Here is a 22,549-nt window from a genome sequence, read left to right as displayed (position 1 = left end):
GCACCGCGCGCCGGTCGCCCGCGGGCTCAGGCCAGCGCGGGGTAGTCGGTGTAGCCCTTGGCGCCGCCGCCGTACAGGGTGGCCTTGTCGAGCTCGTTGAGCGGCGCGTGCTCGCGCAGGCGGCGCACCAGGTCGGGATTCGAGATGAAGGGCTTGCCGAAGGCCACGAGGTCGTCGCCTTCCTTCACGGCTTCCTCGGCGAGCGGGCGGTCGTAGCCGTTGTTGACCATCCAGGCGGCCTTGCCGCCGGCGTCGCGGTAGGCGGCCTTGAGCGCTTCGTAGTCGAAGGGCCGGTCGGCGATCTCGCGCGGGCCGCCGGTGGCGCCTTCGATGATGTGGACGTAGGCCAGGTCGAGCTTGGCCAGTTCCTTCACCACGTAGGTGAACAGCGGCTGCGGGTTGCTGTCGTGCACGTCGTTGGCGGGCGTGACCGGCGACAGGCGGATGCCGGTGCGGCGCGCGCCCACGGCATCGGCCACTACGCGCGTGATCTCGAGCAGGAAGCGCGCGCGGTTCTCGATGCTGCCGCCGTAGTCGTCGCTGCGCTGGTTGCTGCCGTCCTTGAGGAACTGGTCGAGCAGGTAGCCATTGGCGCCGTGGATCTCGACGCCGTCGAAGCCCGCGGTCTCGACCGCGTTGCGCGCGGCGGTGGCGAAGCCGTGGACGATGCCGGGGATCTCCGCGGCGTCGAGCGCGCGCGGTTCGGAGGTCTCGGTGAAGGTCGGCACGCCGTCATGGATCAGCACGGTCTTGGTCTTGGCGGTGATGGCCGAGGGCGCGACCGGTTGGCCGTTGTCGGGCTGCAGGCTGTTGTGCGAGACGCGGCCCACGTGCCACAGCTGCACCACGATCTTGCCGCCCTCGGCATGCACGGCGTCGGTCACCTTCTTCCAGCCGTCGAGCTGCTCGGTGCCGTAGAGGCCGGGCACGTCGGCGTAGCCCTGGCCCTGCTGGCTGATGGCGGTGGCCTCGGTGATCAGCAGGCCGGCGCTCGCGCGCTGCGCGTAGTAGGTGGGCGCGAGCGCGGTCGGGATGGCGTTGGGCGAGCGATTGCGCGTGAGCGGCGCCATCACGATGCGGTTGGCGAGCTTCAGGTCGCCGGCTTGGACGGGGTCGAAAAGGGTGGACATGGCCGAGGCTCTTTGGGAAGTGGAATGAAAAAGAAGGTGTGAACGGCAAACGCAGGCGCAAGGGTAGGGGCGGGGCCTCAACCCTGCTGCCACGGGGTTGTAGTCTTGGTGCTAGGCGATGCGGCGGTGCAAATGCAATCGGGTGGCATTGCGCGGGTGGCCCGCCAAAAAGCAAACGGCCGGCGAGGTGCCGGCCGCTGGGGGCGAAGCGCGATGGTGCGCCCCGGTGGTGCTGGATTACTTCAGCAGGCCTTCGGCCTTCATCGCTTCCTGCACGGCGGGACGCTCGCTCACGCGCGCGCGCCAGGCCTGGATGTTCGCGAAGCCCGCGAGGTCCACGCCGGTGGGCTTGGCCCAGTTGGTCACGGTGAACAGGTAGCCGTCGGCCACGCTGAACTGGTCGCCCATCAGGTACTGCTTGTTCGCGAGTTCACCGTCGAGCCAGGTGAAGCGCGAAGTGAGCTTGTCGCGGCTGATGGTCTTGGCTTCCTCGGGCATGGCCGGGTTGAACAGCGGGCTGAAGCCCTTGTGGATCTCGGTGCCGATGAAGGTCAGCCACTCCTGCAGGCGGTAGCGCTGCAGGGTGCCGGCGGCGGGCGCGAGGTTCTTGGTGGGCACGAGGTCGGCGATGTATTGCAGGATCGCAGGGCCTTCGCGCAGGCGCGTGCCGTCGTCGAGTTCGAGCATCGGCACGTAACCCAGCGGGTTGATGCCGTAGTAGTCCGTGCCGTCCTGCAGCTTGTGGCTCTTGGTGCTGGCGAGCACGGGTTCGAAGGCGAGGCCGGCTTCGTGCATCGCGATGTGCGGCGAGAGCGAGCAGGCGCCCGGCGAGTAGTACAGCTTCATGCGAAAAACTCCAATCGATCGTTGAAATGGTTCTTTGGAACGCACCGGATGCTAGCGGGTTTGGGCGGCGCGGGTTTGTCCTACGGGTGCTTGGGCTCGGTGACTATCGGGGCGTAGCGCACCCTTTTTTATTCTTCGGGCACCGAGGGCTGCGACCCGCGGTAAAGGAGTCACTCGATGTTGAAGTACGCCATCATTTTCGCGGTCATCTCCCTGGTGGCCGGCCTGCTGGGTTTCGGCGGCATCGCGGCGGGCGCCGCGGGCATTGCCAAGGTGCTGTTCGGCCTGTTCCTCATTCTGGCCGTGATCTTCATCGTGCTCGCCGCGCTGGGCGTGGGCGCGGTGAAGAAGGCGCTCGACTGATGCACCGGCACCGGTCGGTGCGCTGGCCGCGCACGCGCTCGCTGCGCCTGCTGCTGCAGAGCCCCGCGCATTGCGTCCTGCGGGTGCTGCTGGTGACGCAGACGCACTGGCAGTTGCCCGAGCACCGTTCGCGCCGAAGGCGCGCCTGAGCCAGGCGAAGAAGGGAAGGGGAGCCACATGCACATCTCGCACATCGAGGCGCAGCTGGATTACGAAGTCAGCGCGCCGGCCCATCTGCTGCTGAACATCGAGGCGGCCCGCGCGGGCGCGCAGGCGGTGATCCGCGAGACCCTCACGATCGAGCCGGCGGCCGAGGTGCAGGTGTTCTGCGACGAGGCCAGCGGCAACCGCTTCCTGCGCTTCGACGTGGCGCCGGGGCCGCTGAAGATCGCCTACACCGCGACCGTGCAGCGCACCCAGGTCGACGTGCCGCACGACCTGCCCGAAGTGCCCGTCAACGAAGTGCCCGACGAGGTGCTGCACTACATGATGCCGACGCGCTATTGCGAGTCGGACCTGATGGCGCGCTGCGCCTACCAGCTCTTCGGCGACCTGCCGCCGGGCATCGGCCGCGTGCAGGCGATCGTCGACTGGATCCACGACAGCATCACCTACGAGTCGGGCAGCACCGACTCGACCACCACCGCGCGCGAGGTCTTCGTGCAGCGCGCGGGCGTGTGCCGCGACTTCGCGCACCTGGGCATCACCTTCTGCCGCGCGCTCAACATCCCGGCGCGGCTGGTCGTGGGCTACGTGGCCTTCGAGGAACCGCCGCAGGATTTCCATGCCGTGTTCGAGGCCTGGCTCGGCGGGCGCTGGGTGCTGTTCGACGCCACGCGCATGGCGCCGGTCGATCGCCTCGTGCGCGTGGGCACCGGGCGCGATGCGAAGGACGTGGCCTTCTGCACCATCTTCGGCAGCGTGAGCATGCGCGACAAGCAGATCGTGGTGACCGAGCTGCAGGACCAGAGCGTGGCGCCGCCCGTGGAACCGCCGGCCAGCGGCGCACTCGTGGGCATCGAGAAGCCGGTGCCGGTGGTGGAGCTGGCCACGTCGGCTTGACCTATGATAGTTTGCTACAAAAAAGATAGCAAACTATCGAGGCCGTGAAGGGTTTGGCGGACTTTTAGAGTCTAGTGACCAGCTTGCCCCCACAGTGGGCGCGAGCAGGGTGGGCCGATTAAAATCATGGCCCTCCTTTGCGCCGCGCACGCGTCAGTGCGCCCCCTCTCATGCTTTATCCCGAAGAATTCGACGTGATCGTCGTCGGTGGCGGCCATGCCGGCACCGAAGCCGCGCTCGCTGCCGCCCGCATGGGCGCGAAGACGCTGCTGCTGTCCCACAACATCGAGACGCTGGGCCAGATGAGCTGCAACCCCTCGATCGGCGGCATCGGCAAGGGCCACCTGGTGAAGGAGGTCGACGCGCTCGGTGGCGCGATGGCGATCGCCACCGACGAGGCCGGCATCCAGTTCCGCATCCTCAACTCGAGCAAGGGTCCGGCCGTGCGCGCCACGCGTGCCCAGGCCGACCGCGTGCTCTACAAGGCGGCGATCCGCCGCCGGCTCGAGAACCAGCCGAACCTGAGCCTGTTCCAGCAGGCGGTCGACGACCTGATGGTCGAGGGCGATCGCGTGGTGGGCGCGGTCACGCAGGTCGGCATCGCTTTCCGCGCGCGCACGGTGGTGCTGACCGCGGGCACCTTCCTCGACGGCCGCATCCATGTCGGCCTCGACAACTACCAGGCCGGCCGCGCGGGCGACCCGCCGGCCGTGAGCCTCTCGGCGCGTCTCAAGGAACTCAAGCTGCCGCAGGGCCGGCTCAAGACCGGCACGCCGCCGCGGCTCGACGGCCGCAGCATCGACTTCTCGAAGTGCACCGAGCAACCCGGCGACGGCATGCCCGGTGGGGCAGGGCCGATGCCGGTGTTCAGCTTCCTCGGCAAGGTCGAGATGCATCCGCAACAGATGCCGTGCTGGATCACGCACACCAACGCGCGCACGCACGAGATCATCCGCTCGGGCTTCGACCGCAGCCCGATGTTCACCGGCAAGATCGACGGCGTCGGTCCGCGCTACTGCCCGAGCGTCGAGGACAAGATCAATCGCTTCGCCGACAAGGACAGCCACCAGATCTTCCTCGAGCCCGAGGGCCTGACCACCAACGAGTACTACCCGAACGGCATCTCGACCAGCCTGCCTTTCGACATCCAGTACCAGCTGGTGCGCTCGATGCCCGGGCTGGAGAACGCTCACATCCTGCGCCCCGGCTACGCGATCGAGTACGACTACTTCGATCCGCGCGAACTCAAGAGCAGCTTCGAATCCCGCGCGATCCAGGGGCTGTTCTTCGCCGGGCAGATCAACGGCACCACGGGCTACGAAGAAGCGGCCGCCCAGGGCCTGTTCGCCGGTATCAACGCCGCGCTGCAATGCCGGGGCGAAGACGCCTGGCTGCCGCGCCGCGACGAAGCCTACCTCGGCGTGCTGGTCGACGACCTGATCACCAAGGGCGTGACCGAGCCCTACCGCATGTTCACAAGCCGCGCCGAGTTCCGGCTGCAGCTGCGCGAAGACAACGCCGACATGCGCCTGACGGAAGCAGGGCGCAAGCTGGGCCTGGTCGACGACGTGCGCTGGGCTGCTTTCAGCCGCAAGCGCGACGCTGTTTCACGTGAAACAGAGCGGCTCAAGTCGATCTGGGTGAACCCGCGCAACCTTCCGGCGACCGAGTCGGTGCGGGTGCTCGGCAAGGCGATCGAGCACGAATACAACCTGGCCGACCTGCTGCGCCGGCCCGATGTGAACTACCAGACCCTGATGTCGCTGGACGGCGGCAAGTACGGTGCCGAGGCCCCACTCAGCGAGACCGAGATCGAGCAGATCGAAATCTCGGCCAAATATTCGGGCTACATCGAGCGGCAGAACGACGAAGTGGAGCGCGCTGCCCACTTCGAGAGCCTCAAGATGCCGGCCGATTTCGACTATGGCCAGGTCAAGGCCCTGAGTTTCGAGGTGCGCCAGAAGCTCGCGAAGCACAAGCCCGAGACCTTGGGTCTGGCCTCGCGCATCTCGGGCGTGACGCCGGCGGCCATCTCGCTGCTGCTGATCCACCTGCGCAAGGGCGGCCACAAGGCCTTTTCCGCGACCAAGGAAGCAGCCACCGAGCCGCAGTCCGCCGAATGACGGCGACGATCGAACGGCTGCGCGCGGGCGCGGAGACGCTGGGCGTGGCCTTGTCCCAGCGCCAGGCCGAGCAGCTCACGGCCTATGGCGCGCTGATGCTCAAGTGGAACAAGGTCTACAACCTCACGGCGCTGCGCGACCCCGACAGCGTGCTGACCCATCACCTGCTCGACAGCCTCGCGGTGATTCCGCCGCTGCAGCGCGAGTGGGCAGGGCAGGGCAAGCTGCTCGACGTGGGATCGGGGGCCGGATTGCCGGGCGTGGTCATCGCGATCCTGCGACCCGATCTCGACGTCACCTGCCTCGACGCGGTCGCGAAGAAGATGGCTTTCGTGCAGCAGGTGGCCGGCGAGCTGGTGCTGCCGAACCTGCGCGGGCTGCACGCCCGGGTCGAAAAGCTCGAAGGCCGCTTCGACCTGATCAGCTCGCGCGCCTTCGCGTCTCTGCCCGATTTCTTCTCGGGCTCCTCGCACCTGCTGGCCGAGAGTGGCAAGTGGCTCGCGATGAAGGGCAAGAATCCGGCCGATGAACTCGCCGGATTGCCCGCTGAAGTCGCAGTGTTTCACGTGGAACAACTGACGGTGCCCGGCCTCGACGCCGAGCGTTGCATCGTCTGGGCGCGAAAACAGGCCTGATCCGTGCTCGGCAAGACGGCGCTGCTCGTCGTCTTGCCAAAAGAAACGCGCGGGCCGCGCAAAACCGGCCGTTCGGCCAATCGCCGCGCCACCTGCCTCGCTTAGACTCGACGGCTCCCCTTTCCCTCTTTCCACGAGGCAATTCCCATGTTCGGCATCGCTGACTACGGCGCGTTCGTCGTCGCCATCATCCTGTTCCTCCTGATTCCCGGCCCGGGCAACCTGGCGCTGATCACGTCGACCAGCAAAGGCGGAATTCGCGGCGGCCTGGCGGCGACCCTGGGCGTGATTGCCGGCGACCAGGTGCTGATGTGGGCCGCGGTGGCGGGCGTGTCGGCCGTGCTGGCCACCTATCCGACCGCCTTCAAGGCGGTGCAGTGGCTCGGCGCCGGCTACCTGGCCTGGCTGGGCTTCAAGATGCTGCGCGCCAAGCCCGGTGCCGCGCCCATCCTCAACATCCGCCCGCGCCACTTCATGCGGCAGGCGCTGATGATCACCTTGCTGAACCCCAAGGCGATCGTGTTCTACATGGCCTTCTTCCCGCTGTTCGTCGACCCGGCCCGCCACCAGGGCGTGGTCACTTTCGGCGCGATGGCGGTCACGATCGCGGCGCTGACCTTTCTCTACGGCCTGACTTCCACGCTGCTGACCCACTTCCTGGCCGAGCGCATCCGCGCCAATCCGCGGATCTCGGCCACGCTCGAGAAGCTGGCCGGTGTCTTCCTGATCGCCTTCGGCGTCAAGCTCGCCGCCTCGAACTGATCCTCCTCCATGGCCAAGATTTTCTGCATCGCCAACCAGAAGGGCGGCGTCGGCAAGACCACCACCACCGTCAACCTCGCCGCCGGCCTGGCCAAGGTGGGCCAGCGCGTGCTGATGATCGACCTCGACCCGCAGGGCAATGCCACCATGGGTTCGGGCATCGACAAGCGCCAGCTCGAGACCACGGTGTACGACGTGCTGCTCGAGTCGGCTTCGGTGGCCGAGGCGCGGGTCAAGGCCGACAAGCTGGCGGAGGGCGGCTACGCCTACGACGTGCTGGGTGCCAACCGCGAGCTGGCCGGTGCCGAGGTCGAGATGGTCGCGCTCGACCGCCGCGAGAAACGCCTGCGCACCGCGCTGGCCGCGGTCGGTGCCGAATACGACTTCGTGCTGATCGACTGTCCGCCCAGCCTGAGCCTGCTGACGCTCAACGGCCTGTGCGCGGCGCATGGCGTGATCGTGCCGATGCAGTGCGAGTACTTCGCGCTCGAGGGCCTGACCGACCTGGTCAACACCATCAAGCAGGTGCACGCCAACCTCAACAAGAACCTGCAGATCATCGGCCTGCTGCGCGTGATGTTCGATCCGCGCATCACGCTGCAGCAGCAGGTCAGCGAGCAGCTCAAGGCGCACTTCGGCGACAAGGTGTTCGACACCGTGATCCCGCGCAATGTGCGGCTGGCCGAGGCGCCGAGCTATGGACTGCCGGGCGTGGTCTTCGATCCGGCGGCGCGCGGCAGCCAGGCTTTCATCGCCTTCGCCGAGGAGTTGATCGCCAAGATGCCGCCCGCGAGCGCCTTCGCCTCGGGCGCGGTGGCGCCCAGCACGCCGCCGGCGCCGGGCCGCACCTCGCCCGACCTGCCGATTCCCGAGGACGTGCTGGCGCCGGTGGGCGAGCCCAAGTCCAGCAGCGAAAACAACGTCTGACCCCTATCCAGTCTCTATAGTTAGCTATAAAAATAATAGCAAATGAGTGTTGAACCCCGCGTCCTCCTGCTGCCTGGCTGGCAGAACAGCGGCCCCGGCCACTGGCAGACCCTCTGGGAAGAAAAGCACCACGACCACCGCGTGGAACAGCATGAATGGATGCGGCCGCTGCGCGGCGACTGGTCGGCGCGGCTCGAGGAGGAAGTGCTGGCTTCGCCTGGCGAGGTGGTCTTCGCCGCCCACAGCCTGGGCTGCATCCTGGTGGCGGCCTGGGCCGCTCATTCGCGCAACACCGCGCGGGTACGCGGCGCGCTGCTGGTCGCGCCCGGCGACCTCGAGCGCGAGGACGTGCGCCAGATGATCCCGGGCTGGGCGCCGATCGTGCGCCAGCCGCTGCCTTTTCCCGCCGTGCTGATCGCCGCCAACGACGACCCGTACTGCGAGGCCGCCCGCTCGCGCCAGATGGCGAGCGACTGGGGCGCGCGCTTCGTCGACGCGGGCGCGCGCGGCCACCTCAATGCCGAATCCGGCCTGGGCGACTGGCCCGAGGGCCGGCAACTCCTGAACGACGTGTCGAAAGAAAAGAACTGATGGCGACCAAGAAACCCAAGGGCCTGGGCCGCGGCCTCGAAGCGCTGCTCGGCCCGACGGCCGCCCCTTCCAGCGACAACGCCGGCGACGGCAGCTCCGGTGAGAACGGCGCGCCGCAGAACCCCAACAGCCTGCGGCTCGACCAGATGGTGGCCGGCGTCTACCAGCCGCGCACCCGCATGGACGAGGGCGCGCTCTACGAGCTGGCCGAGAGCATCAAGGCGCAGGGGATCATGCAGCCGATCCTGGTGCGCCGGCTCGACGAGGCCTCGGCCGCCGCCAAGAACGCCGAGTTCGAAATCATCGCGGGCGAACGCCGCTTCCGCGCCGCCAGGCTGGCCGGTCTCGAGAGCGTGCCGGTGCTGGTGCGCGACGTGCCCAACGAGGCCGCCGCGGCAATGTCGCTGATCGAGAACATCCAGCGCGAGGACCTGAACCCGCTCGAAGAGGCCCAGGGCCTGCAGCGCCTGGTCAGCGAGTTCGGCCTCACGCACGAGGCCGCCGCCCAGGCCGTGGGCCGCTCGCGCAGCGCCGCCAGCAACCTGCTGCGCCTGCTCAACCTGGCCGAGCCCGCGCAGGCGATGCTGATGGCCGGCGACATCGACATGGGCCATGCGCGCGCGCTGCTGTCGCTGGACCGCGGCACCCAGATCACGGCGGCCAACCAGATCGCCGCCAAGAAGATGTCGGTGCGCGAGGCCGAGGCGCTGGTGAAGAAGCTCGCGGCTGAATTCAGCCTCACGGCCACGCCGCGGCGCAGCGGCCAGACCGGCGAGAAGTCGCGCGACCTCGAGCGGGTCGAGGAAGAACTGGCCGACCTGCTGACCGCCGAGGTCGAGGTGCGGATCAAGAAGCGCAGCAAGCGTGGCGGCAAGATCGAGGAGAGCGGCGAGCTCGCGATCCACTTCGGCTCGATCGATGCGCTCAACGGCCTGATCGAGCGGATCCGCCGAACGGCCTAAGCCGCTTCGCGGCGTCCTCCGACGTCCGCTTGATTGTTCCAGTCATCCATTGCGCGTATCCTCGCCGCAGCTTTTTTCCACCCGCTACTGCCGAGGGAGCTCTCCATGAAGTTCATCACCACCCGTTTCCCGTTCGCGGCCGTGGCCGTGGGCGCGCTGCTGCTCACGGGCTGCGCCACCACCGACATGCAGATGGGCAGCCAGTCGGCCAAGACCATGGCCACCGGCAGCGCCGCCGGCGGCGCCACCTCGGGCGAGAGCAGCCAGCTCGAGCGCTGCGAATCGCCGCTGGGCACCGTCTCGCTGATCGAGAACGTCAACGCGGGCTGGTACACCATCCTCACGGGCGAATACCGCCTGCCGCCTACTGCAAATCTGTTGCGTTTGCTGGTGCAGCAGTCGAACTGCTTCGTGGTGGTCGAGCGCGGCGCGGCCGGCATGAACGCGATGACGCGCGAACGCGCGCTGCAGCAGTCGGGCGAGATGCGCGGCGGCAGCAACTTCGGCCGCGGCCAGATGGTCGCGTCGGACTACGGCCTGTCGCCCGAGATCGTGTTCAGCAACAGCGATGCGGGCGGCCTTGGCGGCTCGCTCGGCGGCCTGGTGGGCGGCAACCGCGGCCGCGCGCTGGCCGCGATCGGCGGCAGCATGCAGACCAAGGAAGCCTCGGCGCTGCTGACCCTGATCGACAACCGTTCGGGCGTGCAGGTCGCGGCCTCCGAAGGCAGCGCCTCCAAGACCGACTTCGGCGCCTTCGGCTCCATCGTCGGCCGCAGTGCCGGCGGCGGCCTCGGCGGCTACACCAACACCGCGCAGGGCAAGGTGATCGCGGCGGCCTTCATGGACGCTTTCAACCAGATGGTCCGTTCGCTGCGCAACTACAAGGCGCAGACGGTGCGGGGCCAGGGCCTGGGCGGCGGTGGGCGCCTCGGCGTGGATGGCGGCGCGGCACCGTCGCAGACCTACGTGCCGGCCGAGCAGCCGCAGCAGCCGGCGCGCCGCCGCAAGTAATCGGGCGTGGGGCCTTCGGGGCCCCTTGCTTCACGCCATGCAAAAAGCCCGGGGCTTCCTTCGAAGCCGCCGGGCTTTTTGCCGGATGCGCAGCGTGCGCTCAGAGCTGGAAGATCTTGCCCGGGTTCATGATGTTCTTCGGATCGAGCGCGCGCTTGATCGTGCGCATCATGTCGATCGCGCCGGCGCCGGCCTCGGTCACCAGGAAGTCCATCTTGTGCAGGCCCACGCCGTGCTCGCCGGTGCAGGTGCCCTCGAGCGCGAGCGCGCGGCTCACCAGCGCGTGGTTGAGCGCCTCGGCCTTCACGCGCTCCTCGGGCACGTTCGGATCGAGCAGGTAGCCGAAGTGGAAGTTGCCGTCGCCCACGTGGCCGACCAGGAAGTAGGGGATGCCGCTGGCATCGGCCTCGGCCACCGAGTCGAGCAGGCAGTCGGCCAGGCGCGAGATCGGCACGCAGGTGTCGGTCGAGATCACGCGGCAGCCCGGGCGCGACTGCACCGCGGCGAAGTAGCTGTTGTGCCGCGCGGTCCACAGGCGCGTGCGTTCTTCCGGCGTGCTGGCCCATTCGAAGGCATTGCCGCCGTGGCCGCTCGCGAGTTCCTGCACCGTCTCGGCCTGTTCCTTCACGCCCGCGGGCGAGCCGTGGAACTCCATCAGCAGCATCGGTTCCTCGCGCAGGTTCAGCTTGGCGTAGGCATTCACCATGCGCACCGTGTTCACGTCGATCAGCTCCACGCGCGCGATCGGCACGCCGAGCTGGATGGTCTCGATGGTGGTGCGCACGGCCGCCTCGATGCTCGGGAACGAACAGATCGCGGCCGACACCGCCTCGGGCAGCGGATAGATGCGCAGCGTGATCTCGGTGACCACGCCCAGCGTGCCTTCGCTGCCCACCATCAGGCGCGTGAGGTCGTAGCCGGCCGAGGACTTCTTCGCGCGCGTGCCGGTGCGGATCGTGTCGCCGGCGGCCGTCACCACCTCGAGCGCCAGCACGTTCTCGCGCATCGTGCCGTAGCGCACCGCGTTCGTGCCGCTGGCGCGCGTGGCCGTCATGCCGCCGATGGAGGCGTCGGCGCCCGGGTCGATCGGGAAGAACAGGCCGGTGCTCTTGATCTCCTCGTTGAGCTGCTTGCGCGTGACGCCCGGCTGCACCGTGACCGTGAGGTCGTCGGCATTGACCGACAGCACGCGGTTCATGCGCGACACGTCGATGCTGATGCCGCCCTGCACCGCGAGCAGGTGGCCTTCGAGCGAGGAGCCCACGCCGAAGGGGATGACGGGCACGCTGTACTCGCTCGCGAGCTTCACGGCATCGGCCACGTCCTGCGTGCTCTCGGCGAACACCACGGCCGAGGGCGGCGGTGCATCGAACGAGGACTCGTCGCGCCCGTGCTGCGTGCGCACCGCGAGCGCCGTGGAACAGCGTTCGCCGAAGCGGGCCTTGAGCGCATCGATCAGCACTGCCGGCACCTCGCGCAGATGAAGCTCCGGCAGCAGATGCGAGGTCGAGGTCGGGGCGTTCATCGGAGGTCTCCTGGCTGTGGAAGAGGGGGAAAAGAGGCGCGGGGGCGAACGGACCATTCTACGAAGCGGGGCGCGAATCGGCATCGGGCCGATCCCCGTACGGCAGTCGGCCGAGGGGGTTAAGCGGCCGTGCCCGGGACGCCGATGCCGCAAAATCCTCCTCCCGCTTTTCTCCGCGGCCCGCGATGCACGGGCCGCGTGCCGCGATGACCATCGATCCCACGACCCTGCAGGCACTGGCCGCCTTTCCGGCCCAGCTCGAAGCCCACTATGCCGCGATCCCCGCCGCTTCGCGCGACTTCGCGCCGGCCTCGTGGGAGGGCGTGCCGAGCGAGCCCTTCACGCCGCTGCAGCAGGTCTGCCATGTGCGCGACATCGAGGTCGAGGGCTACCACCTGCGCTTTCGCCGCACGCTCGACGAAGAGCGCCCGGTGCTGGCCTCGATCGACAGCGAGGCCGTGAACGCGCAGCGCCCCTACGGCGCGGCCGATGCCGAGCGCGCGCTGGTCGAGTTCCGTGCCGCGCGCGCCCACACGCTGGCGCTGCTGGGCACGCTCGATGCCGCGCAGTTCGCGCGCACCGCGGTGTTCGAAGGCTATGGTCCGCTCACGCTGCGCAGCCTGGTGCACTATCTGTGCAGCCACGACCAGCAGCACCTCGCGGGCCTGCAATGGCTGCGCGGCAAGATCGAGGCACAGACCGCCTCCACCCCTTCGGCATAGGAACGAACACACCATGGGCAACCGACTCTCGCAGATCGCCACGCGCACCGGCGACGACGGCACCACCGGCCTCGGCGACAACACGCGCGTGCCCAAGGACCACCTGCGCGTGCACGCGATGGGCGACGTCGACGAGCTCAACTCGCACATCGGCCTGCTGCTGTGCGAGCCGCTGCCCGAGGCGGTGCGCGAGCTGCTGGTCGACGTGCAGCACCAGCTGTTCAACCTCGGCGGCGAGCTCTCGATGCCCGGCTATGCGCTGCTCAAGCCCGAGGCCCTGCTGCAGCTCGACAACGCGCTGGCCGACCACAACGCCACGCTGCCGCGGCTGGCCGAATTCATCCTGCCGGCCGGCACCCGCGGCGCGGCGCAGGCCCATGTGTGCCGCACCATCGCGCGCCGCGCGGAACGGGCCGTGGTCGCGCTCGGCGCCACGGCCACGCTCAACGACACGCTGCGCCAGTACCTCAACCGCCTGAGCGACCTGCTGTTCGTGCTCGCGCGCGTGCTCAACCGCGTCGATGGCGGCGACGACGTCTACTGGAAGAGCGAGCGCATGGCGCGCGCCGCGGCCGCGGGCGACGAGCCCGCGTGACGATGAACCCGACGTTTCGAGGAGATCCGATGACCCTTCGTCCTCACTTCCGCTTTGCGGCCGCCGCGTCGCTCGCCGCGCTGCTGCTGCTGCTGCTGCTGCTGCCGGCCGCCGCAGTGCAGGCCCAGAGCGCCGACAACCCGCCGCGCGCGCAGCGCGCCCATACGCTCAAGCCGCCGCCGCGCGACAGCAAGGTGATCGGCGGCGTGCAGCGCGGCACCAACGCCGCGGGCCGCGGCATCGACCGCGCCGACGATGCCACGCGCCGCGGCGTCGACAACGTGTCGCAGCGCGCGAGCCGCCCGGTGCGCAACGTGGGCGAGGCCTTCGGCCGCAAGCTCGCGCCGGGCTCCAGCGGCCGCACCGCGCCGCCGCCGGTCGGACCGCAGGGCAACGCGCCCTGAGGCGCATCGGGGCCGTTCAGCGCCAGCCGGCCTTCTGCAACTGCTCGGCGATCTGCTGCGCGATCTTCTCGTAGCCCTGCGCATTCGCATGGATGCGGTCGGAGCGCAGCGCGGGATCGGACAGCACGCCCGCATACACCGCCGGGATCAGCAGCGCCTGCTCGGCGGTCGCGACCTCTTCGTAGAGCGGCGCATCGCTGAGCGCGCCGATGGTCGCGCGCAGCAGTTCGGGCGCGGGCGTGGCGATCAGTGCCACGCGCGGCGTGTGCGTGCGCGCCTGGCGCACGATCGCCGCGATGTTGTCGCGCGTGGTCTGCAGCGGCACGCCGCGCAGCATGTCGTTGCCGCCGATGCCCACCAGCACCGCGTCGTAGCTGTCGGCCGCGAGCAGCGCGTCGAGCCGCTTCAGCGCGCCTGCCGAGGTGTCGCCGTTGATGCCTTCGTTGACCACCTGCCAGCCCGTGAGCGTCGCGAGCCTTGCGGGCCAGTCCTCGCCGGGCGGGGCACCATAGCCGAAGGTCAGGCTGTCGCCCAGCGCGAGCAGCTTGGCATCGGACTTCAGGGCCGGCTCCGAGGCCTTGCGCCGGCCGCAGGCGGCGAGCGTGGAGGCGGCGATGCCGCCGGCGAGGAGCTGCAGCAGGTGGCGTCGGTTCATGCGTGGGTAGGCGAAAGTGAAGGCGGGCGCCAGCATAGCGGCGCATTTCGCGCGCGCCTGAAAGACCGTACCGGGTCTGGCGACAACCGGGCAGGGCGGAGGAGGGCGGTCAGCGGCGCAGGTCCACCAGCGCTTCGAGCCGCTTCACCTCGGCCCAGGTCTCGCGCTTGAAGGCCTGGTGATAGCGATCGATGGCCGCGGTCGACTGCGTCGCGATCTGCTGCGCCTTCTCGTGCGAGGCGGCGCGCATGTAATAGACGAGGAAGTCGCCTTCGGTGCCGCTGTCGAGGAACACCGACTCGATGGTGACGCCTTCCGCGGCCAGCGTTCGCAGCGCCTCCTCCCGGTGTTCGGCGATGTAGCGGGCCCATGCGCGCACGCGTTCGAGCGAGCCGGGGTTCAGGCGCACGCGTGCGCAGACGGCGCTGTCGCTACCCTCGGGGACGTCGAGCGATCCGGGCATGGGGCTGTGGCCGCGCCCGCTCAATCGTTCGTCTCGTCGCCCGTGCCAACCGCGCGCTCGCGCAGCTGGAACACATTGCCCTCGGTGTCGTGCCCGTCGCAGTAGCGATGGCCGCCGAACGCCCATTCGGCCTCGGCCGGCTTCAATGCGCCGCCGTGCTCGGCGGCCGCGCGCCGCGCATCGCGCAGGCTCTCGACCGGAAAGACGAACTTCAGCGCCGTGTTCTCGCGCCGTACCGGCGGCTGCGACACATGGACCCGGGCCGCGATGTCGCCATGCATCGCGACCACGAACAGCTGCAGCGCGGGCGATTCGAGGGTGCTGAATCCGCCTTCGGCATGGGCGAGCGACAGGCCGGCGACGCGCGTGTAGAACGTGCTCAGGCGCGTCACGTCCTTGGCGTAGACGACGGCTGCCGCGACGGTGTGTTCGGTCATCGGACCCCTCGGTGTGTGGTTGCTGCGTTCGGGTTTGGCAGGGTGCCGGGCGGCATTCTGCCAGCGCTCCCGCGCGAGTCTGGTGACCGGACGTGACGCGTGTCTTTCAGGCCGCGCGGCCCTCGGCATGCGCGCGCCGCAGCTCCGCCTGCAGCTTCTTCCAGAGCGCGGGCCCGCCCTTGTCGAGCGCGGCGGCATCGGCGGCGCTGTCCTTCGTGGCCGCCGTGTGCTTGCGGCCCCAGATGCCGATCTGCGCCACCACCGGCAGCAGGTCGATGCCCATGGGCGTGAGGCTGTAGAGCGCCTTCTGCCGGTGCGTGGGATCGTCGCTCTTGCGCAGCACGCCCTGCTCGACGAGCTTGCCGAGCCGTTCGGTGAGGATGTTGGTCGAGATGCCTTCGTCGGACTGCAGGAACTCGCGGAAATGGCGCTTGCCTGCGAACATCATGTCGCGCACGATCAGCAGGCTCCAGCGGTCGCCGAAGACTTCCAGCGCGAGGTTGATCGGGCAGAGGGATTTTTCCTGGGATGCCATGGCGCGCGCTCCTACGCTTTTCTTTCGGAACCGCTTGCATTCTTGCATCGGTCGGAAGACACTGCAACCGCCCGCCGGAAACCGATTGCAATTCGCAAGCAGAAAGCAGGGCGCTTCGATCCCTTCCAGACCCATGAGGAGAACGCGCATGAGAAAGCTGATCCTTCAGATGCAGATGTCCGTCGACGGCTATGTGTCGGCGGCCCACGCCCACCTCGACTGGCAGCTCTGGGGCTGGGGCGATCCCTGGCCCTGGGACGAGCGCCTCAAGCAGGACTTCAACACCGTGTTCGACAGCGTGGGCACCATCCTCCTGAGCCGCAAGATCGCGGAGGAGGGCTATCTCGACCACTGGGGCCGCGCGGCGCAGCGCTTTCCGGCCGATCGCCACTACGCCTTCGCCCAGAAGATCGTCAATGCCGACAAGGTGGTGCTCTCGAACAAGCTCGAGGCCTCGCGCTGGGAGCGCACCGCGGTGGTCCATGGCGACCTGGCCGAGGCGGTCGAGACGCTCAAGCGCCAGGAGGGCGGCGACATCCTCTCGATCGGCGGCGTGGGCTTCGCGTCGGCGCTGGTCGAGGCCGGCGTGGTCGACGAGTTCCAGTTCTTCGTCAATCCGGCCGCGGTGGGTGGCGGGCTGTCGGTGTTCAACGACCGCAGCAAGGGCCACCGGCTCGCGCTGCTGCGCTCCGACGCCTACGAATGCGGCATCGTGGTCAACCGCTACGTGCCCGGCCTGCCCTGAAACGGCACCATGGCGCCGCGCGGCTGTAGGAGTGCAGGAGGCGCGGATACCGCCGCTTACCTTGTTTCACTTCGCGCCTACCTGAGCGCCGGCTGACCGACACACAGGCCGCCCACAATGGACTCGTCATCACAACACGCACGAAGGAGTTCCAGATGTTCATCAACAAGACGAAGAGCATGGCCGTGGCCGCCGCGGCACTCGCCATGTGCATGGCAGCGGGCAGCGCCTTCGCGCAGGGCCGCGGCCATGACGGTCATCGCGGCGGCCCTCCGGGCCATGACCGCATGGAGCGCCGCGGCCCGCCGCCCGGCCACTGGGGCAACCAGGACTTCCGCGACGGACGCCAGTTCGATCGCCGCGGCTTCCCGCAGCCGCATGCCGAATGGCGCCGCGGCGGCCGCGTGCCGAGCGAGTACCGCACGCGCAACTACGTGGTCAACGACTACCGCGCCTACCGCCTGCAGCCGCCGCCGCGCGGCTACCAGTGGATGGGCGTGGGCGGCGACTTCGTGCTGGCCGCGATCGCCACGGGCGTGATCTCGCAGATCATCGCTGGCCAATAACGACAAGTGCCCACTGCCGCAGGGCTCCGAGAGGAGCCCGCACGAAAGCCGCCGCAGGCTTCACGCCGCGGCGGCTTTCTCTTGGGGGTGTCTCAGACGAGTGCCGTGGGCGCGAGCTGCGCGCAGACGTTGCGGCCCGTGATCGTGAGCCGCAGCCCGCCGCCGTGCCATTCGAGCCAGTTGAGGTTCACGTAGGCATCGATGTCGCTGTCGTCGATGCGGTCGGCATGGCGTTGCTGCAGCAGTTCCACCGTGGCGGGCAGCCCTCGTCGCAGGCGTTCGCGCCGTTCGCTGGCTTCGGCGGCCTTGAGGGCCTTGGCCTTCGCTGTGGGGTGCTGCTGCGAAATCGATGCCATTGCTGATCCGTTCCGGAAAGCTGGGATGAATGCGAATGTACGCTCCTTGTGTGAAGCAACTGGCAGCTTTTTCATGCTTTCGTATGGAAGTCTCGCCGCTTCGGTCGACATCGTGACCGAAGCCTCGCATCCGCCGTGCGAAGTCCACGCGCCAAGCCCTTGTCGGGCCACGCTTTTCAGATTTCGTAGTGCGAAGCGCGGGTCTCGTCAGTCAGTGCCTTTTCCACCACAGCGCGCGTGAGGGTCGGCGCGAAGGACTCGATGAAGGCGTAGACGTACTTGCGCAGGTAGTTGCCGCGCCGCACCGCGAGCTTCGTGAGGTTGATGCCGAAGTGGCGCCCCGCGTCGATCGCGCGCAGCTGCGTGTCGCGCTCGGCCTCGTAGGCGACGCCGGCCACGATGCCCACGCCCATGCCGAGCTGCACGTAGGTCTTGATCACGTCGGCATCCATTGCGGCCAGCACGATGTTGGGCGTGAGCCCGCGCTGCGCGAAGGCCTCGTCGATGCGCGAGCGGCCCGTGAAGCCGGTGTCGTAGGTGATCAGCGGATAGCGCGTGAGCGCATCGAGCGTGAGCGGCGCGTCGAGCAGCGGATGGCCCGGCGGCACGATCACCGAATGGGTCCAGCGGTAGCAGGGCAGGGCGACCAGCTGCGGGTAGTCGCCCAGCGCCTCGGTGGCGATGCCCACGTCGGCCTCGCCGTCGATCAGCATCTGCGCGATCTGCTTGGGCGAGCCCTGGTGCAGGTGCAGCTTCACGTTGGGAAACTGGGCGCGGAATTCCTGCACCGCCACCGGCATCGCATAGCGCGCCTGCGAGTGCGTGGCCGTCACCGACAGCAGGCCGCTCTGCTGCGCGACGAACTCCTGCCCGGCATGCCGCAGGTTGCTGCTCTCGAGCAGCATGCGCTCGATGATCGGCAGCACGTGGCCGCCGGGTTCGGTGAGGCCGGTGAGCCGCTTGCCGGCCCGCACGAAGAGCTCGATGCCGAGCTCCTCCTCGAGTTCGCGGATCTGCCGGCTCACGCCGGGCTGCGAGGTGTGGAGGGTATGGGCGACCTCGGTCAGGTTGAAGCCGCAACGAACGGCCTCGCGTACCGAGCGCAGTTGTTGGAAGTTCATCTGGCGCGGAAGGGTCATGTCCCGGAGCGGGACGGACCGGGAATTCTCTGCACAACGGCTTATGCGGGGAACGATGCGTTTGTTGGTTTCACATGAGCAAATCATCTTTGGGCCCCCTGGCAAGGCGGCCTTCGCGTTGGCTTGCCATTTCGCACGACTGTGCTAAAGTTCGCCGCATGGACGCCAAGACCCAGAAGAGCGAACTGACCCGCACCGCCATCGTCGGCGCGGCGATGGATCTCGCGCTGGCCGAGGGCCTGGAGGCGATCACGCTGCAGGCGATCGCGAGCCGGCTGGCCCTGTCCAAGAGCGGCGTGTTCTCGCGCGTGGGATCGCGCGAGGCGCTGCAGAAGGCCGTCATCGAGGAATACGGCCGCCGCTTCCTGGCCGACGTGTTCGTGCCCGCGATGCAGAAGCCCAAGGGCCTGGCGCGGCTGACCGACATCGTCGAGCGCTGGATCGCGCGCACGCGCGACGTCGAGAGCGAGACCGGCTGCCTCTACATGGCCGGTGCCTTCGAGTACGACGACCGCGAGGGCGAGCTGCGCGAGCTGCTGCTCGCCGAGATCACCCGCTGGCGCGCCGCGCTGCGCCGCACCGTGCTGCAGGCGGTGGACAGCGGCGAGCTCAAGGCCGGCACCGACGCCGCGCTGCTGGTCAGCGAGCTCAACGGCCTCGTGATGACCCTGCTGCACGACGCGCGCTTCCTGCGCGACCCTCTGGCCGGCGAGCATGCCGCGCGCAGCTGGCGGCGCATCCTTTCCGACTACCGCGCCTGAGGCAGGTCCCGGGCGCACGCCTTTCGTCTTTGCTTATCTGAATTTCGCACAATCGTGCGATAAAAAAGGAGAAACACCATGCTGATCATTGCCCTCTGCCTGGCCGTCTACGCGCTGGCCCTCGGCGTCGAAACCCTGCGCGAAGCCCTGCGTGCGCTGCCCGGCAGCAACCAGGACTGGGTCTGGTACTGAAGGGGCGCACGGCATGACGAGCAGCGCCACGCCTTCGGCCTCCACCCACGCCGCGCGTTCCGGCTACTACGGCGCCAGCCTCCGCCTGCGCGCCGTGCGCTGGACGCTCGGCGCCATCGAGCGCCTCTGGCCCGCGCTCGGCGTGCGCGCGGCCAGCCGCGTGTTCCGCACGCCGCTGCCGCCCAAGTGGCTCTACCGCGGCCAGGGGCCGGGCGCCGAGTGGCGGCGCGAGACCTGGGCCTTCGAGCAGGGCAGCCTCGGCCTCTACCACCTCGCCTCGCAGGCCTCGGCCGTCGACGAGACGCCCGTGGTGCTGCTGATGCACGGCTGGGGCGGCCATGCGGGCCAGATGCTGCCGCTGGCCCAGGCCATCGCCGCGGCGGGGCTGCGGCCGGTGTTGCTCGAGCTGCCGGCGCACGGCCGCAGCGCGGGCTGGGCCAGCAACCTGCCGCAGTTCGCGCGCGCGCTCGAGTACGTCGCGGCACGGCTCGCGGCCGAGGGCCATGCGCTGCGCGCGGCCATCGCGCACTCGATGGGCGGCAACGCGCTGGCCTACGCGGCGGCGCGCGGACTGCCGGCCGACCGGCTGGTGCTGCTGGCACCGCCCGCCTCGCCGCGCGAATACACGCGCTACTTCGCCCATGTGTTCGGCCTGCGCGAGCGCACGCGCGCCGCGATGCAGCGGCGCATCGAATCGCGCGAGGGCATCCTGATGCCGCAGTTCGAGCCGCCCGCCGTGGGCCCGCGCATCGCGCGGCCGACCCTGATCGTGCACGACCGCGACGATCGCGTGAACCGCTTCGCCGACAGCGAGGCCTACCGCGATGCGATCGCGGGCGCGCGGCTCGTCGCCACGCAGGGGCTGGGGCACCGCCGCATCCTCAAGGAGGCCGAGGTGATCGAGCGCGTGCTGGGCTTCGTCGCCGGATAAGGCTGACGGGCCCTGGCTACCAGGCCGGATGCACCGGCACGAACACCGGCCGGAACAGGTGCCGCCGCACGATCTGCCCATAGCCGCGGTAGTAGAAGTGGCCGTTGGCCGCCAGCACCGCCGCGCGGTGGCGCCGGAAGTACACCGGGATCTCGTACCAGGGCATGGTCGGCGCGCGGTGGTGCACGTGGTGCAGGTTGTTGAAGAGGTAGAGCAGGCCGAACACCGCGTTCGATTCGACGATCGCCACGCGCTCGTGCGGCGTGTCGGCCCAGCGGTGCTCGGTGAAGGTGCGCAGCGAGCCCAGCATCATCCCCGGGTAGACGAAGCACAGCAGGTACTCGCCCAGGCTCATGCCGGCCACGCCGATCACGAAGTACAGCACCGGCGCCACGCTCAGCGCATGCCAGCCCCAGGTCGGCAAGCGCGAGAAGTCGCCGGCGGCGACCCGGCCGGTCTCGAAGCGCACCAGCTTCCACAGCCGCAGGAAGGGCCCCAGCACGACGCGGAAGGCCACCGTCTGGTTCGCCAGGTAGATCCAGCGCCAGAAGCGTCCGTAGCCGGCCCAGGCCGGTGCCGAGTGGTAGGCGCTCTCGGTGTCGCGCTCGGGATGCGTGAGGTGGAAGTTGACGTGGTGCGCGCTGTGGCCGCGGTTGTAGAACGGGTACGGCAGCCACAGGTTGAGCGGCGGCCACACCACGGCCCAGCGCAGCCACTGCGGCAGCTGGCGCATCGCGTGGATGCTCTCGTGCTGCAGCGAGAAGTGCAGCTGCGCGAGGTAGCCGCCGGCCGCGAACAGCGCCCAGCCCGGCAGCGCCGCATGCCACCAGACCAGCGCGGCCCAGGCCAGGTAGAGCGCGCCCGCGAGCAGCAGGGTGGGCACCTCGTAGTGCCACCACCAGTGGCGGCGGCCGCGTGCGGGGAGCGCCGCAACGGCGGGCGCGATGGCCGCGGGTTGCAGCGGCTGGGTGGAGGTGCGGGCGGCGGTGTTCATGAGGAGGCGGTCCGGCCTGCGATGCTAGGAAGCCTGGGCCGCGCCGCATGCGCCCATTCCGCATAAGCAAGGGTGCGAAACTTCGTTCGCGCCGCCGCCCCCGCGCCCTAGGCTCGCTGGCTTTTTGCGTCGTCCCATGAACACCCTCCCCTCGCGCGGCCTCGCCGCCTTGCTGCTCGCCCTGTCGACCGTGCTGCCGGCCCGGGCCGCCGCGCCCGACGACTATCCGCAGCGCACCGTGCGCGTGGTCGTGCCCTACCCCGCGGGCGGCATCGCCGACAAGATCGGGCGCGAGGTCGCCGAGCAGCTGCAGCAGCGCTTGAAGCAGCCCGTGGTGGTCGAGAACCGCAGCGGCGCGGCCGGCAACATCGGCTTCGACTACGTGGCGCGCCAGCCGGCCGACGGCTACACGCTGCTGCTCGCGCCGGCCTCCAACCTCACGGTGCAGCCCGCGCTGTTCAAACAGCTGAGCTACGACCTCGCGCGCGACTTCACGCCGGTGTCGCTGCTGGTGCAGACGCCGCAGCTGCTGCTGGTCAATCCCAAGGTGCCGGTCAACAGCCCGCGCGAGCTCATCGACTACTCGAAGACGAACCCCGGCAAGGTCAACTACGGCATCAGCGTGGGTGCCTATTCGCACCTCGCGGGCGAGCTGCTCAAGTCCCGGACCGGCGCCGACTTCACGCCCATCCCCTACCAGGGCAGCGCGCCCGCCATCAACGACCTGCTGGCGGGCCAGACCCAGTTCATCTTCAACGAGGTCGTGACCGCGATCCCCTTCGTCAAGGCCGGCACGCTCAAGCCGCTGGCCGTGGCCTACCGCAGCCGCGCGCCCTGGCTGCCCGAGGTGCCCACCGCCGCCGAGGCCGGCCTCGGCGACTTCGAGGTCACCTCGTGGTACGGCGTGGTGGTGCGCAGTGGCACGCCCGCGCCGCTGGTGCAGCGCCTCTCGCGCGAGCTGCGCGAGATCGTGCAGTCGGCCGACTTCCGCAAGCGCTACGACGACATCGGCGCCTTCACGGTCGGCAGCTCGCCCGAGGAGTTCGCTCGCTTCATCCAGACCGAGACCGTCAAGTGGACCGCGGTGGTGAAGCAGGCCGGCATCCAGCCGAACTGA

At 69.1% G+C, this 22,549-nt stretch carries 28 protein-coding genes; 18 read left to right on the top strand and 10 right to left on the bottom strand.

The genetic code is table 11. The annotated features are described in order from the left end of the window. Positions 1-26: 26 nt before the first annotated feature. Both AC07RM_RS10465 and gstA read right to left on the bottom strand, forming a co-directional pair. Positions 27-1,130, bottom strand: coding sequence for an alkene reductase (locus AC07RM_RS10465; protein ID WP_495334411.1), 1,104 nt, complete (start codon positions 1,128-1,130; stop codon positions 27-29). 237 nt (positions 1,131-1,367) lie between these two features. Then, positions 1,368-1,976: a glutathione transferase GstA gene (gstA, locus tag AC07RM_RS10460; protein WP_093343648.1), complete on the bottom strand. Its 609-nt coding sequence runs from the start codon at positions 1,974-1,976 to the stop codon at positions 1,368-1,370. Positions 1,977-2,153: 177 nt separating this feature from the next. Here gstA and AC07RM_RS10455 point away from each other — a divergent pair, with 177 nt between their 5' ends. From AC07RM_RS10455 to AC07RM_RS10410, 10 genes are all read left to right on the top strand, one after another. Further along, positions 2,154-2,339, top strand: a complete 186-nt coding sequence (locus AC07RM_RS10455; protein WP_057591813.1) for a DUF1328 domain-containing protein — start codon at positions 2,154-2,156, stop codon at positions 2,337-2,339. Continuing rightward, the gene (locus AC07RM_RS10450; RefSeq protein ID WP_177239341.1) at positions 2,339-2,488 is read left to right on the top strand and encodes a hypothetical protein; all 150 of its coding nucleotides are present in this window, start codon (positions 2,339-2,341) and stop codon (positions 2,486-2,488) included. The genes AC07RM_RS10455 and AC07RM_RS10450 overlap by 1 nt, the downstream gene beginning before the upstream one ends. Before the next feature lie 28 nt (positions 2,489-2,516). Then, positions 2,517-3,401, top strand: a complete 885-nt coding sequence (locus tag AC07RM_RS10445; protein WP_495334409.1) for a transglutaminase-like domain-containing protein — start codon at positions 2,517-2,519, stop codon at positions 3,399-3,401. 170 nt (positions 3,402-3,571) lie between these two features. Next, positions 3,572-5,524, top strand: a complete 1,953-nt coding sequence (gene mnmG / locus AC07RM_RS10440) for a tRNA uridine-5-carboxymethylaminomethyl(34) synthesis enzyme MnmG (RefSeq protein WP_495334408.1) — start codon at positions 3,572-3,574, stop codon at positions 5,522-5,524. Beyond that, the gene (gene rsmG, locus AC07RM_RS10435; protein ID WP_495334406.1) at positions 5,521-6,159 is read left to right on the top strand and encodes a 16S rRNA (guanine(527)-N(7))-methyltransferase RsmG; all 639 of its coding nucleotides are present in this window, start codon (positions 5,521-5,523) and stop codon (positions 6,157-6,159) included. The genes mnmG and rsmG overlap by 4 nt, the downstream gene beginning before the upstream one ends. 147 nt (positions 6,160-6,306) lie before the next feature. Next, on the top strand, positions 6,307-6,921 hold the full coding sequence (locus AC07RM_RS10430; protein ID WP_490876246.1) for a LysE family transporter: 615 nt from the start codon (positions 6,307-6,309) through the stop codon (positions 6,919-6,921). Positions 6,922-6,930: 9 nt separating this feature from the next. Then, complete coding sequence (locus AC07RM_RS10425) at positions 6,931-7,848, top strand: ParA family protein (RefSeq protein WP_093343656.1); 918 nt, start codon at positions 6,931-6,933, stop codon at positions 7,846-7,848. A gap of 42 nt (positions 7,849-7,890) precedes the next feature. Beyond that, entirely contained in the window at positions 7,891-8,439 is a 549-nt protein-coding gene (locus AC07RM_RS10420; protein ID WP_490876244.1) for an RBBP9/YdeN family alpha/beta hydrolase, read from the top strand. After that, entirely contained in the window at positions 8,439-9,401 is a 963-nt protein-coding gene (locus AC07RM_RS10415) for a ParB/RepB/Spo0J family partition protein (RefSeq protein WP_495334405.1), read from the top strand. The genes AC07RM_RS10420 and AC07RM_RS10415 overlap by 1 nt, the downstream gene beginning before the upstream one ends. 105 nt (positions 9,402-9,506) lie before the next feature. Further along, positions 9,507-10,412 carry a CsgG/HfaB family protein gene (locus AC07RM_RS10410; protein ID WP_093343661.1) on the top strand — a complete coding sequence of 302 codons (906 nt, stop codon included), beginning with the start codon at positions 9,507-9,509 and terminating at the stop codon, positions 10,410-10,412. Positions 10,413-10,512: 100 nt separating this feature from the next. Here AC07RM_RS10410 and AC07RM_RS10405 read toward each other — a convergent pair whose 3' ends face one another. Then, complete coding sequence (locus AC07RM_RS10405) at positions 10,513-11,937, bottom strand: FAD-binding oxidoreductase (protein ID WP_093343662.1); 1,425 nt, start codon at positions 11,935-11,937, stop codon at positions 10,513-10,515. 212 nt (positions 11,938-12,149) lie between these two features. Here AC07RM_RS10405 and AC07RM_RS10400 point away from each other — a divergent pair, with 212 nt between their 5' ends. From AC07RM_RS10400 to AC07RM_RS10390, 3 genes are read left to right on the top strand one after another with little or no spacing between them, the layout of a single operon-like run. Further along, positions 12,150-12,659, top strand: coding sequence for a DinB family protein (locus AC07RM_RS10400; RefSeq protein WP_296788655.1), 510 nt, complete (start codon positions 12,150-12,152; stop codon positions 12,657-12,659). Positions 12,660-12,672: 13 nt separating this feature from the next. Continuing rightward, positions 12,673-13,254: a cob(I)yrinic acid a,c-diamide adenosyltransferase gene (locus tag AC07RM_RS10395; protein ID WP_208513809.1), complete on the top strand. Its 582-nt coding sequence runs from the start codon at positions 12,673-12,675 to the stop codon at positions 13,252-13,254. A 29-nt stretch (positions 13,255-13,283) separates the two neighbouring features. Further along, positions 13,284-13,658: a hypothetical protein gene (locus AC07RM_RS10390; protein WP_495334403.1), complete on the top strand. Its 375-nt coding sequence runs from the start codon at positions 13,284-13,286 to the stop codon at positions 13,656-13,658. 16 nt (positions 13,659-13,674) lie between these two features. On the opposite strand, the gene AC07RM_RS10385 is transcribed toward AC07RM_RS10390, so the two are convergent. The 4 genes from AC07RM_RS10385 to AC07RM_RS10370 all read right to left on the bottom strand — a co-directional run bounded on the left by AC07RM_RS10385 (position 13,675) and on the right by AC07RM_RS10370 (position 15,748). Continuing rightward, a complete protein-coding gene (locus AC07RM_RS10385) occupies positions 13,675-14,313 on the bottom strand; it encodes a GDSL-type esterase/lipase family protein (RefSeq protein WP_093344157.1) in 639 nt (212 codons plus the stop codon). Between the two features lie 109 nt (positions 14,314-14,422). Continuing rightward, complete coding sequence (locus tag AC07RM_RS10380; RefSeq protein ID WP_495334402.1) at positions 14,423-14,776, bottom strand: DUF6176 family protein; 354 nt, start codon at positions 14,774-14,776, stop codon at positions 14,423-14,425. A 20-nt stretch (positions 14,777-14,796) separates the two neighbouring features. After that, a complete protein-coding gene (locus tag AC07RM_RS10375) occupies positions 14,797-15,213 on the bottom strand; it encodes a VOC family protein (protein ID WP_495334400.1) in 417 nt (138 codons plus the stop codon). 106 nt (positions 15,214-15,319) lie between these two features. After that, on the bottom strand, positions 15,320-15,748 hold the full coding sequence (locus AC07RM_RS10370; protein WP_296788452.1) for a winged helix-turn-helix transcriptional regulator: 429 nt from the start codon (positions 15,746-15,748) through the stop codon (positions 15,320-15,322). Between the two features lie 148 nt (positions 15,749-15,896). Here AC07RM_RS10370 and AC07RM_RS10365 point away from each other — a divergent pair, with 148 nt between their 5' ends. Both AC07RM_RS10365 and AC07RM_RS10360 read left to right on the top strand, forming a co-directional pair. Continuing rightward, positions 15,897-16,493 (top strand): dihydrofolate reductase family protein, encoded by a 597-nt coding sequence (locus AC07RM_RS10365; RefSeq protein WP_093343670.1) that lies wholly within the window; start codon positions 15,897-15,899, stop codon positions 16,491-16,493. A 155-nt stretch (positions 16,494-16,648) separates the two neighbouring features. Beyond that, entirely contained in the window at positions 16,649-17,059 is a 411-nt protein-coding gene (locus tag AC07RM_RS10360) for an RcnB family protein (RefSeq protein WP_093343671.1), read from the top strand. Positions 17,060-17,151: 92 nt separating this feature from the next. Here the strand turns inward: AC07RM_RS10360 and AC07RM_RS10355 are convergent, their stop codons facing one another. Continuing rightward, the gene (locus AC07RM_RS10355; protein ID WP_093343673.1) at positions 17,152-17,415 is read right to left on the bottom strand and encodes a hypothetical protein; all 264 of its coding nucleotides are present in this window, start codon (positions 17,413-17,415) and stop codon (positions 17,152-17,154) included. A gap of 176 nt (positions 17,416-17,591) precedes the next feature. Beyond that, complete coding sequence (locus AC07RM_RS10350; protein ID WP_057591795.1) at positions 17,592-18,536, bottom strand: CysB family HTH-type transcriptional regulator; 945 nt, start codon at positions 18,534-18,536, stop codon at positions 17,592-17,594. A 176-nt stretch (positions 18,537-18,712) separates the two neighbouring features. Here AC07RM_RS10350 and AC07RM_RS10345 point away from each other — a divergent pair, with 176 nt between their 5' ends. Continuing rightward, positions 18,713-19,315, top strand: coding sequence for a TetR/AcrR family transcriptional regulator (locus AC07RM_RS10345; protein WP_093343675.1), 603 nt, complete (start codon positions 18,713-18,715; stop codon positions 19,313-19,315). A gap of 205 nt (positions 19,316-19,520) precedes the next feature. Then, positions 19,521-20,438, top strand: coding sequence for an alpha/beta hydrolase (locus AC07RM_RS10340; protein WP_495334399.1), 918 nt, complete (start codon positions 19,521-19,523; stop codon positions 20,436-20,438). Positions 20,439-20,454: 16 nt separating this feature from the next. Here AC07RM_RS10340 and AC07RM_RS10335 read toward each other — a convergent pair whose 3' ends face one another. Further along, positions 20,455-21,432, bottom strand: coding sequence for a fatty acid desaturase (locus tag AC07RM_RS10335; protein WP_431510896.1), 978 nt, complete (start codon positions 21,430-21,432; stop codon positions 20,455-20,457). Positions 21,433-21,568: 136 nt separating this feature from the next. Between AC07RM_RS10335 and AC07RM_RS10330 the strand changes: the two genes are divergently transcribed. Next, positions 21,569-22,549: a Bug family tripartite tricarboxylate transporter substrate binding protein gene (locus tag AC07RM_RS10330; RefSeq protein WP_495334396.1), complete on the top strand. Its 981-nt coding sequence runs from the start codon at positions 21,569-21,571 to the stop codon at positions 22,547-22,549.

The organism is Variovorax sp. GW821-FHT09B05, assembly GCF_059418265.1.
Note: the sequence above shows the minus strand (reverse complement) of the source record. Positions and strands in the feature narration are given on the sequence as shown.